The sequence below is a fragment of the Geodermatophilus sp. SYSU D00879 genome (genome assembly GCF_054050375.1).
In genome coordinates this window covers 81817-99187 of sequence record NZ_JBJGZF010000012.1, presented here as the reverse complement: position 1 = coordinate 99187, position 17371 = coordinate 81817, and the positions used below count along the sequence as shown (strand labels likewise).

Genomic DNA, 17371 nt, shown 5'->3' with positions numbered 1-17371 from the left:
ATCACGACCTCCCTCCCGACCAGCGACGACACCGCTGCGACCTGGACATCCACAGGTCGACACGGCGCCATGTCGCCGGTCGTGCACAGCCTGTGGACACTCGTGTGGAACCCGGGTGTCCAGGATGTCCACTTCCCGGGCAGCCGTGGCACCGGGGACGCCGGCTCCTGGGGACGCCGGAGGTCGCACAGCGGGGACGAACTGCAAGGGGAGGACACGGTCATGGCCGATGCCACGGTGGACCTGGCGGAGGTCTGGGACTCGGTCCGCGAGCGGCTGGCGACCAGCCTCACCCGGCAGCAGAACGCGATGCTCAACCTGACCCGGCCGGTGGGCCTGGTCGGGGGCACCGCCGTGCTCGCCGCGCCCAACGAGTTCACCCAGACCGTGCTCGAGTCGCGGATGCGCCGGGTGCTGGCCGAGGCGCTGTCCGAGCAGCTCGGCCGGGACATCGGCGTCGCCATCCAGCTCGAGGACACCCCCGCCTCCGCGCCCGCGCCCGCGGAGCCGCCGACCCGCCGGCCGTGGACGCCGGTCGACGCCGGCCCCAGCGACGAGGACCGCGAGCGGGCCGACGACGGCCGCAGCGCCTTCGGGGTGCGCAGTGACGCGCGGCCGCTCGACCGCGCCGGCTTCGAGCCCGCGCCGTACGAGCCCGGCCCCTACGAGCCGGCGTCCTACGAGCCGGCCCCGTACGAGGCCGGTCCCTTCGAGCCCTACGACGCCGGCCGGGCCGACGCCTCCCGCCGGGACGCCGCGCGCCGCGAGGCGCCGCCCGTCGACGTCCCGCCGCCCGCCGGTGACGGCGTGGGGGAGTGGGGCGGCACCGACTGGAGCCCCGCGAGCCGCGGGCGCACCGGCCGCCGCCGCGGCCCGCGCGTCGGGGAGGGCGCCGAGGTGCTGCCCTTCGACCTCGGGGACGCCGCACCCGACGGCGCCGACGAGCCGGGGCCGCAGCGCGGCGGGTCCGCCGGCCGCACGTCCGGCACCACTGTGCCGCTGTTCGGTGACCGCCGTCCGCCGGCCGGCCTGGACCCGGGGCTGAACCCCAAGTACGTCTTCGACAGCTTCGTCATCGGCAACAGCAACCGGTTCGCCCACGCCGCGGCGGTCGCCGTCGCCGAGGCCCCGGCGCGGGCCTACAACCCGCTGTTCGTCTACGGCGACTCCGGGCTGGGGAAGACGCACCTGCTGCACGCGATCGGGCACTACGCGGCGCGGATGTTCCCCAACGTGCGGGTGCGCTACGTCAGCACCGAGGAGTTCACCAACGAGTTCATCAACCTGGTGCACTCCGGCCGGGCCGAGGACTTCCGCCGCCGCTACCGGGACATCGACTTCCTGCTCATCGACGACATCCAGTTCCTGGAGCGCGCCGAGCGGACGCAGGAGGAGTTCTTCCACACCTTCAACACGCTCCACAACGCGAGCAAGCAGATCGTCATCACCTCCGACCGGGCGCCGAAGAAGCTGACGACGCTCGAGGACCGGCTGCGCACGCGGTTCGAGTGGGGGCTGATCACCGACGTCCAGGCGCCGGACCTGGAGACCCGGATCGCGATCCTGCGGAAGAAGGCCTACGGCGAGCGGCTGCAGGTGCCCGACCCGGTGCTGGAGTTCATCGCCAGCAAGGTGCAGACCAACATCCGCGAGCTCGAGGGCGCGCTGATCCGGGTCACCGCCTTCGCCAGCCTCAACAAGCAGCAGGTCGACCTGCCGCTGGCCGAGCTGGTGCTCAAGGACCTCATCAGCGACGAGCAGGGCCCGCAGATCACCGCGGCGATCATCATGGCCGCGACCGCGGAGTACTTCTCCGTGACGATGGAGGAGCTGCAGGGCTCCAACCGCAGCCGCACGCTGGTCAACGCCCGCCAGATCGCCATGTACCTGTGCCGCGAGCTCACCGAGCTGTCCCTGCCGCGGATCGGCGCCTCCTTCGGCGGCAAGGACCACACCACGGTCATGCACGCGGTCAAGAAGATCACCAACCTGATGAGCGAGCGCCGGGCGACCTACACCCAGGTCACCGAGCTGACCGCGCGCATCAAGAGCCGCGCCCGCCAGTAGCCCCCCGGGCCCTCCGACGGCCGCCGGGACCTCACGTGAGGCCCCGGCGGCCGTCGTCGTCCCGGCCCGCGGTGGAGACACCGGGCCGGCTGTCCACAGCCGGTGGGCAGCGGCCGGGGCCGGTCGTCGCCCGTCGTCCCGCGGCTGCCGGGCGGTCACCGGCCTCCGCCGTGTCGACATCACGACGAGTTGTCCCCAGGGATGTGCACACCCTGGGGAGATCGTGATCCCGGCGGGGCCGGACCGGCCGGGGGAGCAGTGGCACCGGGTGTCGTCCCCAGGTGGTTCCCCAGTGTGTGCATGCAGCGACGTTCCGCCGTGGTGACCTGCGCTTTCGATCCGCCGGCGGGCCCTCGTCCCCACCTGCGCGCGTCGCCGGCCGGCACGGCCGCCGGGGCCCTGGGCACGGACTGGGGACAGACCGGGGGTGGAGCGGGGACTGGTCGTGGACGGACGACGGTGCCTGTGCACGGCCGTCGAGATGTCCACGTGTCGACAACAACCGCACGTGAGTTCCCCACAGCGAGCCAACATGTCGACATCGGCGCTGACCTGCGGGAAGGGCCTCGATCCCCAGCTTCCACACCGGTGATGACGGAGATGAGGGAGATAGATCCGGGTTTTCTCGAACCCCAGTAGGGGTGGGGACGCTGCGGCCCGGAGGGGCTCCGGGGCCGCAGCGGGACAGCAGCAGGGAGCAGGGGCGGCCACCTGATCGGGTCCCGGGTTCCCCCATCCACACCCCGACGGGCACGATGAACGACGCAACAGACACAGAGCCCCGTTCCCGGTCCGCACGGACGCCGGGGCGCCGGGGTGCGCAGACGACAGCAGTGGGCCGTGCAGAGCTGGGGTGGGTCGGTCATGGAGTTCCGGGTGACACGCGAGGTGCTCGCGGATGCCGTCGCGTGGACGGCGCGCAGCCTCCCGCCGCGGCCGTCGGTGCCGGTCCTCGCCGGCATCCTGCTCGAGGTCGACGGCAGTCAGCTGTCGGTCTCCGGCTTCGACTACGAGGTGTCCGCGCGCGCGGAGGTCGACGTGCAGGCGGGGGAGAGCGGCCGGGTGCTGGTGCCGGGCCGGCTGCTCGCCGAGATCACCCGCGCGCTGCCGCCGCAGCCGGTCGACGTCCGCGCCGACGGCCCGCGGCTGGCGATCACCTGCGGCAACGCGCGGTTCAGCCTGCCCACGCTGCCGGTGGAGGACTACCCGTCGCTGCCGGCGATGCCGTCGTCGGCCGGCGTGGTCGACAGCGACGTGTTCGCCGAGGCGGTCGGCCAGGTGGCCGTCGCCGCCGGCCGCGACGACACGCTGCCCATGCTCACCGGCGTCCGGCTGGAGATCGACGACGACCGGGTGACCCTCGCCGCCACCGACCGCTACCGGCTGGCCGTGCGCGAGTTCGCCTGGCGCCCGGAGACCCCCGGCATCTCGGCCGCGGTGCTGGTCCCGGCGCGCACGCTCGCCGACGCCGCCCGGACGCTGACCAGCGGCCCGGAGATCGTCGTCTCGCTGTCCTCCACCGGGTCCGGCGAGGGCATCCTCGGCCTGTCCGGCAAGGACCGGCAGACCACCACCCGGCTGCTGGACGCCGAGTTCGTCAAGTACCGCGCGATCATGCCGAGCGAGTCGGCCGCGCACGCCACGCTGCCGGTCGTGCAGTTCACCGACGCCGCCAAGCGCGTCGCCCTGGTCGCCGAGCGCGGCACGCCACTGCGCTGCGAGTTCACCCCCGGCCAGGTGACGCTGCGCGCCGGCGGCAGCGACGACGAGGGCCAGGCCGAGGAGCGCTGCGACGTCGAGTTCGAGGGCGACCCGCTGACCATCGGCTTCAACCCGACGTTCCTGCTCGACGGGCTGGCCGCGGTGCACACCGGCCGGGCGCGGATGGACTTCACCAGCCCGCTCAAGCCCGCGGTGCTCTCCGGCGTCGAGGACCCGGCGACCGACGACGAGGACGGCGGCGAGCGCCCGGTGGAGCGCCCCGGCAGCTACCGCTACCTGATCATGCCGGTGCGTCTGCCGGGCTGACGTCGGCGGACGAGGTGTCCCGGGCAGCCGGGGAGGGCACCGCACACCGCGGGCACCCGCACCGTCGCGTGCGCCCGTGCCATGACGACCGCGAGGGAAGGACTGAGCCGTGCAGCTGGGGCTGATCGGGCTGGGCAAAATGGGCGGCAACATGGCCGAGCGGCTGCGCCGCGCCGGTCACGAGGTGGTCGGCTTCGACCACCACCCGGACAGGCGCGACGTCGACAGCCTCGAGGCGCTCGTCGGCGCGCTGTCGGCGCCGCGCGTGGTGTGGGTGATGGTCCCGGCCGGCGAGCCGACCCGGGAGACGGTGCGCCAGCTCGGTGAGCTGCTCGAGCCGGGCGACGTCGTCGTCGACGGCGGGAACTCCCGGTTCACCGACGACAAGGTGCACGCCGAGATGCTCGGCGAGAAGGGCGTCGGCTACGTCGACGCCGGCGTCTCCGGCGGCGTCTGGGGCCTGGAGAACGGCTACGCGCTGATGGTCGGCGGCTCGAAGGACGACGTCGCCAAGGTGCAGCCGGTGTTCGACGCGCTCAAGCCGCCGTCGCCGACCGACGCGTCGGGGGAGGCGATCCCGGGGGCGGGCTTCGTGCACGCCGGCCCGGTGGGGGCGGGCCACTACGCGAAGATGGTCCACAACGGCATCGAGTACGCGCTGATGCAGGCCTACGGCGAGGGCTACGAGCTGCTGGCCGCCGTCGACCTGATCGAGGACGTGCCGGGCGTCGTCGCCAGCTGGACCCAGGGCACCGTCATCCGCTCGTGGCTGCTGGACCTGCTGGTCCGCGCGCTGCAGGAGGACCCGCAGCTGGAGAAGATCAGCGGCTACGCCGAGGACTCCGGGGAGGGCCGGTGGACGGTCCAGGAGGCCATCGACCACGCCGTCCCCATGCCGACGATCGCGGCGTCGCTGTTCGCCCGGTTCGTCTCGCGGCAGGACGACTCGCCCACGATGAAGGCGGTCGCCGCGCTGCGCCAGCAGTTCGGCGGGCACGCGGTGCACGCCGTCAAGGCGCAGGAGGTCGAGCGCCCCGCGTGAGCGAGCTCGTGGTCCTCCCCGCCGGGCGCTGATGTACGTCCGGCACCTCCAGCTGGTCGACTTCCGCAGCTGGGAGAAGGTCGACCTGGCGCTGCGGCCCGGCCCGACGGTGTTCGTCGGCCGCAACGGCGAGGGCAAGACCAACCTCGTCGAGGCGGTCGGCTACCTCGCGACCATGAGCAGCCACCGGGTGTCCGCCGACGCGCCGCTGGTGCGCCACGGCGCGGGGCAGGCCGTCGTCCGGGCGGCGCTGCGCCGCGAGGACCGCGAGCTGCTCGTCGAGGTGGAGGTCAACCCGGGCCGGGCCAACCGGGTGCGGGTGAACCGGGCCGCGCTGCCGCGCCCGCGCGAGCTCCTCGGGCTGGTGAAGAGCGTGCTGTTCGCCCCCGAGGACCTCGCGCTGGTGCGCGGCGACCCGGCCGAGCGGCGCCGGTTCCTCGACGACCTGCTGGTCAGCCGCACGCCGCGGCTGGCCGGGGTGCGCAGCGACTACGAGCGGGTCCTCAAGCAGCGCAACGCCCTGCTCAAGACCGCGCGGATGGCCCGCGGCGACGCGCTGGCCACCCTCGACGTCTGGGACACCCACCTCGTCGAGCTCGGCGGGCAGCTGCTGGCCGCCCGCCTGGCGCTGGTCGCGGACCTCGCGCCGCACGTCGCCCGCGCCTACGCCACCGTGGCCGGCGCGGGCGCGGCGGCCGCGGGCCTGGGCTACGCGAGCACCGTCCCCCTGGCCGGCGACGGCGCCCCGCTGGCCGAGGGCGCGGCGACGCCGTCGGCCGCCGAGCTGTCGGCGGCGCTGCGCGAGCGGGTCGCCGAGCGGCGCCGCGACGAGGTGGACCGGGGGATGACCCTGGTCGGCCCGCACCGCGACGACCTGGTCCTGCACCTGGGCCCCGCCCCGGCCAAGGGCTTCGCCAGCCACGGCGAGTCCTGGTCCCTGGCGCTCGCGCTCAAGCTCGGCTGCTTCGGCCTGCTGCGCGCCGACGGGGAGGAACCGATCCTGGTGCTCGACGACGTCTTCGCCACGCTGGACGCCGGCCGGCGGGCGGCGCTGGCCGAGGTCGCCCGGGGCGCCGAGCAGACGCTCATCACGGCCGCCGTGCTCGACGACGTGCCCGACGAGCTCCGCGGCGCCCGGGTCGAGGTGGGCGAGGGGACGGCGACGCTGGTCGAGGCGGCCGGCACCGGCGAGGAGGTCCACGGTGGCTGACGAGCGGCCGGCCCGGCCCAGCGACATCGCCCGCGCCGCGCTGGAGGCGGCCCGCGCGGCGTCGGCGGCCCGCCCGGCGCCCACCCGCCGCCGGGTGGCCGGACCGCGGCGGCGGTGGACCGGCCCGCGCCCCGGCGACGACGACCCACAGCCGCTGGCCCGCCTGGTCGACTCGCTGGTCAGCACGCAGGACTGGTCGGAGCAGACCCGCGTCGGCGCGGTGTTCGGCCGCTGGTCGACGCTGGTCGGCCCCGACATCGCCGCGCACTGCCGGCCGGAGACGCTGACCGAGGGCGAGCTGCTCGTCGTCGCGGAGTCCACCGCCTGGGCCACCCAGCTGCGGCTGCTCGCCCCGACGATCCTCGCCAAGCTGCGCGCCCAGGTCGGCGGGGACGTGGTGACCCGGCTGCGCGTTGTCGGACCGACGGCCCCCAGCTGGAAGAAGGGCCCGCGGTCGGTCCGCGGGCGGGGGCCCCGCGACACGTACGGATGAGGACGGTGCCCCGATGAGCAGCCCGCACGACGACCGACCCCGCGACGACGACCCGCGCGACCGGGACGGCTGGCAGGAGCCGGCCCACCTCGGTGAGGGTGGGACGGGTGACGGCGACCGGGAGCCCGAGCCGGCGCGCCCCGGGCCGGTGGTCTCCTGGGCGCCGCCCGCGCCGCGGCAGCGCACGCCGGGCGTCGTCGAGCAGGTGTTCCGCTACCAGGGCGACACCGTCGGGGCGCAGGGCTGGGCGCTGCAGCACGGCTGGGAGATCTCCGACGGCACCGCGCCCCAGGACGCCGTCCTCGCCGAGCTGGTCGCCACCGCCCCGGTCCGCGCCACGAAGGACCACCGGCCGGCCGGGGTGATGCGCGGGCGCGCCGGGACCCTCGAGCTGGTCGCCTTCGACGTCGTCTTCACCGACCGGCGCTACACCGTGCCCGAGTGGGCGGTCACCGCGGCGCCGGTGCTGCTGCCGCTGCCCGGCCTGCGGCTGTCCCCGGCCCGGTTCTGGCGGCACCGCACCGGCGGCCTGCTGCACGTGCCCAGCGGCGACGAGGCCTTCGACGCCCGCTGGGTGCTGCTCACCGCCGAGGACGGCGAGGCGGTCCGCCGGCTGGTCGGCGACCCGGCCGTGCGCGGGCTGCTGATGGCCTCGGACGACGGCGACGAGTTCTGGACCGCCGCCGGCCACCTCGCGGCGGTCCGCCCCGACGGGCAGCGGCCCGAGCTGATCGAGCACCACGCCCGCCTGCTGGGCGCGATGGTCGCCGCCCTGGCCGGCGTCTCCTGAGCGCCGCCGAGGCCGCCGCCCCACCGGCCGCGGCGGGGCTGCGCGACCTGCTGCCCCTGCTCCGCCCGCACCGGCGGCCGCTGCTGCTGGCCGCCGGGCTGTCGCTGGTCGGCGCGGCCGCGGCGCTGGCCCAGCCGGCGCTCACCGGGCGGGTGATCGCCGCGGTCGGCGCGGGCCGGCCGCTGCTGCCCGCCGTCGCCGCGCTGGTGCTGGTCCTGGTCGCCGGGGCGGTGCTGAACGCGGGGCAGTCCTACCTGCTGCAGCGCACCGGGGAGGGCGTGGTCCTCACCACCCGGCGCACCGTGGCCGACCGGCTGCTGCGGCTGCCGGTGGCCGAGTACGACCGGCGGCGCACCGGCGACCTCATGTCCCGGGTGGGTGCCGACACCACGCTGCTGCGCGCCACCGTCACCTCCGGCGTCGTGGAGGTGGTGGGCTCGGCGGTGGTCGGGGTCGGCGCGCTGGTGGCCATGGCGCTGGTCGACGTCTGGCTGCTGCTGGTCACGCTGGCCGCGGTGGCCGTCGGGCTGGCGGTGGTGGTCAGCACCAGCCGGCGGGTGCGCCGGCTCTCGCGGCGGGCCCAGGAGGAGGTCGGCGCGATGACGGCGGCCGTCGAGCGGGCGCTGTCGGCGGTGCGCACGATCCGGGCCAGCGGCGCCACCGCGCGGGAGGTCGACGCGGTGGGGGAGAGCGCGGCGCGGGCCTACCGGGCCGGGGTCTCGGTGGCGAAGGTGCAGGCGCTGGTCGCGCCCGCCGGGTCGATCGCCGTGCAGGGCGCGTTCCTCGCCGTCCTGGGGCTCGGCGGGTACCGGGTGGCCACCGGCTCGATCGCGGTCGCCGACCTGGTCGCGTTCATCCTCTACCTGTTCCTGCTGGTCATGCCGCTGGGCCAGGCGGTCTCGGCGTGGACCCAGCTGCAGACCGGGCTCGGTGCGCTGGCCCGCATCCAGGAGGTGCTGGTCCTCGAGCCCGAGCGGGACGCCGTCGCCGAGGTGGGCGGCGCGACGACCGCCCCCCGGACGTCGGCGCGGGGCGTCCCGCTGCTGGAGCTCGACGACGTCTCGTTCGCCTACCCCGACGGCACCGAGGTGCTGCGCGGGGTGTCGCTGACCGTGCCGGCCGGCAGCCGGGTGGCGCTGGTCGGGCCGTCGGGCGCGGGGAAGTCGACGGTGCTCGCGCTGGTCGAGGGCTTCTACCCGCTGACCGGCGGGGCGATCCGGTGGGCCGGCACCGACGTCCGCGAGTTGCCGCGGGCCGCGCTGCGCGCGCAGCTGGGCTACGTCGAGCAGGAGGCGCCGGTCCTCGCCGGCACGGTGCGGGAGAACCTGCTGCTGGCCGCGCCGCACGCCGGCGACGACGAGCTGTGGGCGGTGCTCGCCGACGTCGGGCTGACCGGCGTGGTGCAGCGCTCGTCCCGCGGGCTGGACGTGCCGGTGGGCGACGAGGGCGTGCTGCTGTCCGGCGGGGAGCGGCAGCGCCTGGCGATCGCCCGCTCGCTGCTGGCCCGCCCGGCGCTGCTGCTGCTCGACGAGCCGACCGCCAGCCTCGACGCCCGCAACGAGAACCTGCTGCGCGAGACGCTCGCCGCCGCGGCCGCCGACCGGGCGCTGCTCGTCGTCGCCCACCGGCTGTCCACCGTGCTCGACAGCGACCAGATCGTCGTCCTCGACGGCGGCCGGGTCGTCGCCCGCGGCACGCACGCCGAGCTGGTCGAGACCAGCCCCCTCTACCGCGAGCTCGCCTCGGCCCAGCTGCTGGTGTGACCGGCGGACCTCCTGCTCGGGCGAGGTGGCGGGAGGCGGGGGGCCCGGAGGGTCCCGCGATCGAGCGCCAGGGCGTGCTCAGCGCAGCGATCGGCCTCGGTGCAGGGGCCCGCGCCGAGCCTGCGAGGCGTGGGGGGCACCGAGGTCCTTCCGGGCACGGGGCCGCGGTGCCGGCCGGGAGGCCGACGGTGTGACGGCCTCCGCGGCCCTGCACAGGTTGCGGATCATGCTGCCGAAGACGACGCCGTGGAACGGCGAGATGCCCCACCAGTAGAGCTGCCCGAGCAGGCCGGACGGGTGGAAGGTCGCCTTCTGCCGCAGCCGGGTGCGGCCGTCGCCGGCACGTTCCACGTGGAACTCGAGCCAGGCGAGGCCGGGCAGCCGCATCTCCGCGCGCAGCCGCAGCAGCGAGCCCTCGTCGAGCTCCTCGACCCGCCACCAGTCCAGCGCGTCCCCGACGTAGAGGTCGGCGGGGTCGCGCCGGCCGCGCCGCAGCCCGACCCCGCCGACCGCCCGGTCCAGCCAGCCGCGGACCTCCCAGGCCAGCGGGACGCTGTACCAGCCGGTCTCCCCGCCGATGCCCTCGACCACCCGCCACAGCGCCTCCGGCGAGGCGTCGGTCTCCCGCGTCCGCTCGTCGAGGAACAGGCTGCCCCCGGCCCAGTCCGGGTCGGTGGGCAGCGGGTCCGACGGCGCCCCGGGCACCGAGGCGCCGGTCCACCGGGTGTCGACGGCGCGGTTGCGCACCTTCTGGATCGCCAGCCGCACCGCCTCGTCGAAGGGCAGCAGCCCCTCCGGCGGGTCGGGCACGTACCGCGCGATGTCGTGCTCGGCGCAGACGACGGTGTGGCGCAGCGACTCGACCAGCGGCCGGGCGATCGACGCCGGCACGGGCGTGATGACCCCGACCCAGTGGCTCGACAGCGCCGGCGTGGAGAACGGCACCGGCAGGATCCGCCGCCGCGGCAGCCCGGCCACCTCGGCGTACCGCTGCACCATGTGCGCGTAGTCCATGACGTCGGGGCCGCCGATGTCGAAGCAGCGGTGCACGTCCGGCGGCAGCGTGGCGCAGCCGACCAGGTAGCGGAGCACGTCGCGGACGGCGATCGGCTGGACGCGGCTGTGCACCCAGCGGGGCGTGACCATGACCGGCAGCCGCTCGGTGAGGTAGCGCAGCATCTCGAACGACGCCGAGCCCGAGCCGAGGACCACCGCGGCCCGCAGCACGACGGTGGGCACGCCGGAGTCCAGCAGGATGCGGGCCACCTCCGCCCGCGAGCGCAGGTGCGGGGACAGCTCCTCGCCCTGCGGCTCGAGCCCGCCCAGGTGGACCAGCCGCCCGACGCCGGCCGCCCGCACCGCGTCGGCCATCACCTGCGCGGTGCGCCGGTCGCGCTCCTCGAACTCGTGGCCGATCGCCAGCGAGTGGACGAGGTGGTAGGCGACGTCGGCGCCCTCGCAGGCGCGGCGGACGGCGTCGGCGTCGGCGGCGTCGCCCTCGGCGACCTCGACGCGGTCCCGCCAGGGGACGTCGCGCAGCTTGCGCGGCGAGCGGGTGAGCACCCGGACCCGGTGGCCGGCGGCCAGCAGTTCCGGGACCAACCGGCCGCCGACGTAACCGGTCGCACCGGTGACCAGACAGGTGAGGGGGCCCACTGCCGGCTGCATGTCGACCAGTCTCGGAGTCGCCGGCGGACGGTGCCGTCCGGTCGACCGGCCCAGCGGCCCCTGGGCGGGCGTGTCGACCCCGGGGGCAACACCGGTGGTACGTCGCGAGCCGTGAGTGGCGCAGGGACGGCCTGAGGGCCTGCGCGACGCGGTTTCTGTCGGTGGACCCGGTAACATGGAGGACAGGAATCCCCAGCATCCGGCTGAGCGGCGCTGTGCGCCCCCGGGGCCCCTCTCGGAGGAGAGGTGCCCGCATGCCGGGAGCGCGACAGAAGGGCCCCACGTGGTCGCTCGACCGAAGACCGAGAACTCCTACTCCGGCAGCTCCATCACCGTCCTCGAGGGGCTCGAGGCGGTCCGCAAGCGGCCCGGCATGTACATCGGCTCCACAGGTGAGCGCGGCCTCCACCACATGGTGTGGGAGGTCGTCGACAACGCCGTGGACGAGGCGCTGGCCGGCTTCTGCGACACCGTCCGCGTCACCCTGCTGGCCGACGGCGGCGTCCGCGTCGAGGACAACGGCCGCGGCATCCCCGTGGACGTGCACCCCGTGGAGAAGCGGCCGACCGTCGAGGTCGTCATGACCGTCCTGCACGCGGGCGGCAAGTTCGACGGCAAGAGCTACGGCGTCTCCGGCGGTCTGCACGGCGTCGGTGTCACCGTCGTCAACGCGCTGTCCACCGCGCTCGACGTCCGCATCTGGCGGGACGGCCGCGAGTGGCACCAGGCCTACGAGTTCGCCAAGCCCGGCACGCTCGAGGAGGTCGGCCCGACCTCCAAGCAGGGCACCCAGATCACCTTCTGGGCCGACGGCGGCATCTTCGAGACGACGACCTACTCGTTCGACACCATCAGCCGCCGACTGCAGGAGATGGCCTTCCTCAACAAGGGCCTGAAGATCGTCCTGCGCGACGAGCGGCCCGGCCAGGGCAAGGCCGAGACCGGCGTGGCCGACGAGGTGTCGGTCGCCGAGGCCGCCCCGCAGCCCGGTGCCGAGGTGCAGGCCTTCGAGGCCACCGAGGTCACCTACCACTACGAGGGCGGCCTGATCGACTACGTCGGTCACATCAACGCCAAGCGGACGCCGATCCACCGCTCGGTCATCAGCTTCAGCGCCGAGGGCACCGGCAAGAACGACATGCGCATGTCGGTCGACGTCGCGATGCAGTGGTCCGACGCGTACTCCGAGTCGGTCTACACCTTCGCCAACGTCATCAACACGCACGAGGGCGGCACCCACGAGGAGGGCTTCCGCGCGGCGCTGACGTCGATCGTCAACCGCTACGCCGTCGACAAGAAGCTGCTCAAGGAGAAGGACGAGAAGCTCACCGGCGAGGACATCCGCGAGGGCCTGGCCGCGATCGTCTCGGTCAAGATCGGCGACCCGCAGTTCGAGGGCCAGACGAAGACCAAGCTCGGCAACACCGAGGTCAAGGGCTTCGTGCAGAAGGTCTGCAACGACCAGATCTCGCACTGGTTCGAGGCCAACCCGACCGAGGCCAAGACCATCATCACCAAGGCCGCCTCGGCCGCCCGCGCCCGCCGCGCCGCGCAGGACGCCCGCAAGCTCGCCCGCAAGAACCTGCTGAGCAACAACTCGCTGCCGGGCAAGCTCGCCGACTGCCGCTCGACCGACCCGCGCAACTCCGAGATCTACATCGTCGAGGGCGACTCGGCCGGCGGCTCGGCCAAGTCCGGCCGCGACTCGATGTTCCAGGCGATCCTGCCGATCCGCGGCAAGATCATCAACGTCGAGAAGGCGCGCATCGACCGGGTCCTCAAGAACACCGAGGTCCAGTCGATGATCACCGCCTTCGGCACCGGCATCCACGACGAGTTCGACCTGTCGAAGCTCCGGTACCACAAGATCGTGCTGATGGCCGACGCCGACGTCGACGGCCAGCACATCTGCACCCTGCTGCTGACCCTGCTGTTCCGCTTCATGCGGCCGCTGGTCGAGGCCGGGCACGTCTACCTGGCCCGGCCGCCGCTCTACAAGATCAAGTGGGGCGGCAAGTGGGGTGACCAGTACGCCTACTCCGACCGGGAGCGCGACGCCCTGCTCGCCGCCGGCAAGGAGGAGGGCCGCAAGGTCCGCGAGGAGATGATCCAGCGGTACAAGGGCCTCGGCGAGATGAACGCCAGCGAGCTGTGGGAGACCACGATGAACCCGGAGACCCGCCTCCTGGGCCAGGTCACCCTCGAGGACGCCGCGACGGCCGACGAGCTGTTCAGCGTGCTCATGGGCGAGGACGTCGAGGCCCGCCGCAGCTTCATCACCCGCAACGCCAAGGACGTGCGCTTCCTGGACGTCTAGCCGCCGCTCCGGGGCCGGGGGAACGGCGTCCGACGCCCGCCCCCCGTCCCCGGAAACGGCGCCTGACCAGCGCGTTCGTCCACTCCTGTGCACTCACCTGTGGAGATCTGACCAGTGACCGAGACCCCTGCCCGCGACCGCGTCGAGCCGGTCGACCTGCAGCAGGAGATGCAGCGCAGCTACATCGACTACGCGATGAGCGTGATCGTGGGCCGCGCGCTGCCGGAGGTGCGCGACGGCCTCAAGCCGGTGCACCGCCGCGTGCTCTTCGCCATGTACGACCAGGGCTTCCGCCCCGACCGCGGCTACGTCAAGTGCGCCCGGCCGGTCGCCGAGGTCATGGGCAACTACCACCCGCACGGTGACTCGGCGATCTACGACGCCCTCGTGCGGCTCGCCCAGCCGTGGTCGATGCGCTACCCGCTCATCGACGGCCAGGGCAACTTCGGTTCGCCGGGCAACGACCCGCCGGCCGCCATGCGCTACACCGAGTGCCGCCTGACGCCGCTGGCCATGGAGATGCTGGCCGGCATCGACGAGGAGACCGTCGACTTCCAGGCCAACTACGACGGCCGCACGCAGGAGCCCCTGGTCCTGCCCTCGCGCATCCCCAACCTGCTGATCAACGGCTCGGCGGGGATCGCCGTCGGCATGGCCACCAACATGCCGCCGCACAACCTGCGCGAGGTCGCCGAGGCCGCCTACTGGATGCTCGACAACCCGGACGCGGAGGCGGAGGAGGCCCTCAACGCCTGCATGAAGGCGATCCCGGGCCCCGACTTCCCCACCCACGGCCTGATCGTCGGGCGCGAGGGCATCGAGGACGCGTACCGCACCGGCCGCGGCTCGGTGAAGATGCGCGCCGTCGTCACGGTCGAGGAGGACAGCCGCGGCCGCGTGCAGCTCGTCGTCACCGAGCTGCCCTACCAGGTCAACCCGGACAACCTGGCCGAGGCGATCGCCGAGGCGGTCAAGGACGGCCGGCTGCAGGGCATCAGCGAGATCGCCGACGAGTCCAGCGACCGCGTCGGCCGCCGGCTGGTCATCACCCTGCGCCGCGACGCCGTGGCCAAGGTCGTGCTGAACAACCTGTACAAGCACACGCAGCTGCAGACCTCCTTCGGCTGCAACATGCTCTCGATCGTCGACGGCGTCCCGCGGACGCTGCGCCTGGACGAGCTGGTCCGCAACTGGGTCAACCACCAGATCGAGGTCATCGTCCGGCGCACCCGCTACCGGCTGCGCAAGGCCGAGGAGCGCGCGCACATCCTGCGCGGCTACGCCAAGGCCCTCGACCAGCTCGACGCGGTCATCGCGCTGATCCGCAACAGCGAGTCCGCCGAGGCCGCCCGCACCGGCCTCATGGAGCTGCTCGACGTCGACGAGGTCCAGGCGACCGCGATCCTCGACCTGCAGCTGCGCCGGCTGGCGGCGCTGGAGCGGCAGCGGATCCTCGACGAGCTGGCCGAGATCGAGGCCCGCATCGCCGAGCTGCAGGCGATCCTCGACTCCCCGGAGCGGCAGCGGCAGCTGGTCCGCTCCGAGCTCGAGGAGATCGTCGAGAAGTACGGCGACGACCGCCGCAGCAAGTTCGTGGCCAACGACGGCGACGTGACGATGGAGGACCTCATCGCGGAGGAGGAGGTCGTCGTCACCATCACCCGCACCGGCTACGCCAAGCGGACCAAGAGCGACCTCTACCGGTCGCAGCGGCGGGGCGGCAAGGGCGTGATGGGCGCCCAGCTCAAGCAGGACGACATCGTCGACCACTTCTTCGTGGGCTCCACCCACGACTGGATCCTGTTCTTCACGACCAAGGGCCGGGTCTACCGGGCCAAGGCGTACGAGCTGCCCGAGGCCAACCGCACCGCCCGCGGCCAGCACGTGGCCAACCTGCTGGCGTTCCAGCCGGACGAGCGGATCGCCCAGGTCATGCAGATCAAGGACTACGGCGTGGCGCCGTACCTGGTCCTGGCCACCGCCAACGGGCAGGTGAAGAAGACCCGGCTGTCGGACTTCGACTCCCCGCGCAGCGGCGGCGTCATCGCGATCAACCTGCGCGAGGGCGACGAGCTGGTCGGCGCGGCGCTCATCGACCCCGAGCAGGACCTGCTCCTGGTCACCCGCTCGGCGATGTCGATCCGGTTCAAGGCCGACGACGCCACGCTGCGGCCGATGGGCCGGGCCACCGAGGGCGTGCGCGGCATCTCGCTGTCGCCGGGTGACCGGCTGCTGTCGATGATGGTCGTGGAGGAGGGCGTCGACGTCCTGGTGGCCACCGAGCGCGGCTTCGCCAAGCGGACCGGCATCGAGAACTACCCGCCGCAGGGCCGCGGCGGGAAGGGCGTGCTCACCGCGGACCCGAAGGCGCGCAAGGGTGCCCTGGTCGGGGCGCTGGCGGTCCGGCTCGGCGACGAGCTGTACGCCATCACCTCCGGCGGCGGCGTCATCCGGACGCCGGTCAACGGCGTGCGCCACAACAAGGACCGGGCCACCATGGGTGTCAAGCTCATGAACTTGCCCGAGGACGTGTCGATCGTGGCGATCGCGCGCACGACGGACAACGACGAGCCCGCCGCCTAGGGTGGAACCGGGAGCAGGCGCGTGGTGACCTCCGGTCACCACGCGCCCCCGGCTCCCGCTGACGGACACGACCGGCGCCCGGCGCCTCCGGCACCACGCCGGACCGCCCGGGCGCGAGAGCGCGGCGAGGGCCGCAGGCGAACGGGAGAACGGCATGAGCGACCGGCCGCAGGCGGTGCGCACCGGGGTCCGCCCGGAGAGCGCAGCCGGAGCGGACGGAGCCCCGGCGACGGGCTCGGCGCCCGCCACCGGCCAGACGCCCGCTCCGTCCGGGGCGACCCCGGCCGGGGCCACCCCGGCAGGGGCGGCCCCGTCACTGGCCAAGCCGGCCACCGGCCAGGCGCCCGCCCAGCAGGTGCCGCCGGTGGCGCCGCCGCAGCAGGCTCCCCGCCCGGCCGACGCGACCATGCCGGGGCCGGTGAGCGCCACCCAGGCGGTGCCGGTGAGCGCCACCCAGGCGGTCCCGCCGGCCGCGGTGGCCGTCCCGCCGGCGGCGGCCCGGGCGCCCCAGCAGCCGCCCGCCGCCCAGCAGCAGGCCGGCAAGCAGGCCAAGAACCGCGGCAACCGCGGTCCGCGGCGCGCCCGGCTGCAGCTGCGGCACGTCGACACCTGGTCGGCGCTGAAGATCTCGCTGGTCCTGTCGATCGCGATGTTCTTCATCTGGATGGTCGCGGTCGGGATCCTCTACGGGGTCCTGTCCGGGCTCGGCGTCTTCGACACCCTCAACGACCTGTTCGGCCAGCTCGGCACGTCGTCGAGCGGCGAGGGCGGCGGCGACGTCATCACCCCGGGCATCGTCTTCGGCGGGGCCGCCGTCATCGGCGCGATCAACATCGTGCTGATGACCGCGCTGTGCACCGTCGCGGCGTTCATCTACAACCTCTGCGCCGACCTGGTCGGCGGCCTCGAGGTCACGCTCGCCGAGCGCGACTAGCGAGGGACCCGGCTGCAGGGGCCGTCCGCGGCCCCTGTACGCTGGTCGAGGTCCACGGGCCTGTAGCTCAGGCGGTTAGAGCGCATCCCTGATAAGGATGAGGCCGGAGGTTCAAGTCCTCCCAGGCCCACCCGTGAACCGGTGCCCCGGCACCGCGACAGCGAGGCCCCGTCCGTGGCCGCCGTCGTACCCAGGAGGTACCGCGTGCTGAAGAAGCTGGCCCTGGCCGCCGTCGCGGCCGGCGCCGTCGCCGCCGTCCGCCGGCGCTCGTCCGGCAGCGGCAAGGCCGAGGCCGACCTCTGGCACGAGGCCACCAACGGCCCGCAGTCGGTCAGCCGCCCCACCACCCGCTGAACCCGGGCTCCCGCGCGGAGCTCCCGAGGCCAGCGCCCCCGGGGACGTAGCTCAATTGGCAGAGCACCGCCTTTGCAAGGCGGGGGTTAGGGGTTCGATTCCCCTCGTCTCCACCGCAGGAC

Annotated in this window: 12 protein-coding genes and 2 tRNA genes; 13 read left to right on the top strand and 1 reads right to left on the bottom strand. The window is 74.1% G+C overall.

What is annotated here, in order from left to right:
• Positions 1 to 222: 222 nt before the first annotated feature.
• The 7 genes from dnaA (at position 223) to ACI79B_RS16055 (ending at position 9393) form a co-directional block, all read left to right on the top strand.
• On the top strand, positions 223 to 2067 hold the full coding sequence (gene dnaA, locus ACI79B_RS16085; protein ID WP_456927721.1) for a chromosomal replication initiator protein DnaA: 1845 nt from the start codon (positions 223 to 225) through the stop codon (positions 2065 to 2067).
• Between the two features lie 840 nt (positions 2068 to 2907).
• Positions 2908 to 4095, top strand: coding sequence for a DNA polymerase III subunit beta (gene dnaN / locus ACI79B_RS16080; protein WP_456927722.1), 1188 nt, complete (start codon positions 2908 to 2910; stop codon positions 4093 to 4095).
• Positions 4096 to 4204: 109 nt separating this feature from the next.
• Positions 4205 to 5137: a phosphogluconate dehydrogenase (NAD(+)-dependent, decarboxylating) gene (gene gnd / locus ACI79B_RS16075; protein ID WP_456927723.1), complete on the top strand. Its 933-nt coding sequence runs from the start codon at positions 4205 to 4207 to the stop codon at positions 5135 to 5137.
• Positions 5138 to 5168: 31 nt separating this feature from the next.
• Complete coding sequence (gene recF, locus ACI79B_RS16070) at positions 5169 to 6347, top strand: DNA replication/repair protein RecF (protein ID WP_456927724.1); 1179 nt, start codon at positions 5169 to 5171, stop codon at positions 6345 to 6347.
• Entirely contained in the window at positions 6340 to 6840 is a 501-nt protein-coding gene (locus tag ACI79B_RS16065; protein ID WP_456927725.1) for a DUF721 domain-containing protein, read from the top strand. Before recF ends, ACI79B_RS16065 begins: the two co-directional genes overlap by 8 nt.
• Positions 6841 to 6853: 13 nt before the next feature.
• Positions 6854 to 7630 (top strand): hypothetical protein, encoded by a 777-nt coding sequence (locus ACI79B_RS16060; protein WP_456927726.1) that lies wholly within the window; start codon positions 6854 to 6856, stop codon positions 7628 to 7630.
• Positions 7627 to 9393 (top strand): ABC transporter ATP-binding protein, encoded by a 1767-nt coding sequence (locus tag ACI79B_RS16055; protein ID WP_457000199.1) that lies wholly within the window; start codon positions 7627 to 7629, stop codon positions 9391 to 9393. The genes ACI79B_RS16060 and ACI79B_RS16055 overlap by 4 nt, the downstream gene beginning before the upstream one ends.
• Positions 9394 to 9471: 78 nt before the next feature.
• Here the strand turns inward: ACI79B_RS16055 and ACI79B_RS16050 are convergent, their stop codons facing one another.
• Complete coding sequence (locus tag ACI79B_RS16050; protein ID WP_456927727.1) at positions 9472 to 11061, bottom strand: SDR family oxidoreductase; 1590 nt, start codon at positions 11059 to 11061, stop codon at positions 9472 to 9474.
• Between the two features lie 283 nt (positions 11062 to 11344).
• On the opposite strand from ACI79B_RS16050, the gene gyrB reads away from it, so the two are divergent.
• The 6 genes from gyrB (at position 11345) to ACI79B_RS16020 (ending at position 17362) form a co-directional block, all read left to right on the top strand.
• Positions 11345 to 13378, top strand: coding sequence for a DNA topoisomerase (ATP-hydrolyzing) subunit B (gyrB, locus tag ACI79B_RS16045; RefSeq protein ID WP_456927728.1), 2034 nt, complete (start codon positions 11345 to 11347; stop codon positions 13376 to 13378).
• Positions 13379 to 13492: 114 nt separating this feature from the next.
• Complete coding sequence (gene gyrA, locus ACI79B_RS16040; RefSeq protein ID WP_456927729.1) at positions 13493 to 15961, top strand: DNA gyrase subunit A; 2469 nt, start codon at positions 13493 to 13495, stop codon at positions 15959 to 15961.
• 154 nt (positions 15962 to 16115) lie between these two features.
• Positions 16116 to 16895, top strand: coding sequence for a DUF3566 domain-containing protein (locus ACI79B_RS16035; protein WP_456927730.1), 780 nt, complete (start codon positions 16116 to 16118; stop codon positions 16893 to 16895).
• A 56-nt stretch (positions 16896 to 16951) separates the two neighbouring features.
• Positions 16952 to 17025: transfer RNA gene (locus ACI79B_RS16030), tRNA-Ile, on the top strand.
• Positions 17026 to 17099: 74 nt separating this feature from the next.
• Entirely contained in the window at positions 17100 to 17249 is a 150-nt protein-coding gene (locus tag ACI79B_RS16025) for a DLW-39 family protein (RefSeq protein WP_456927731.1), read from the top strand.
• A gap of 40 nt (positions 17250 to 17289) precedes the next feature.
• Positions 17290 to 17362 (top strand) — tRNA-Ala (locus ACI79B_RS16020).
• Positions 17363 to 17371: the final 9 nt, after the last annotated feature.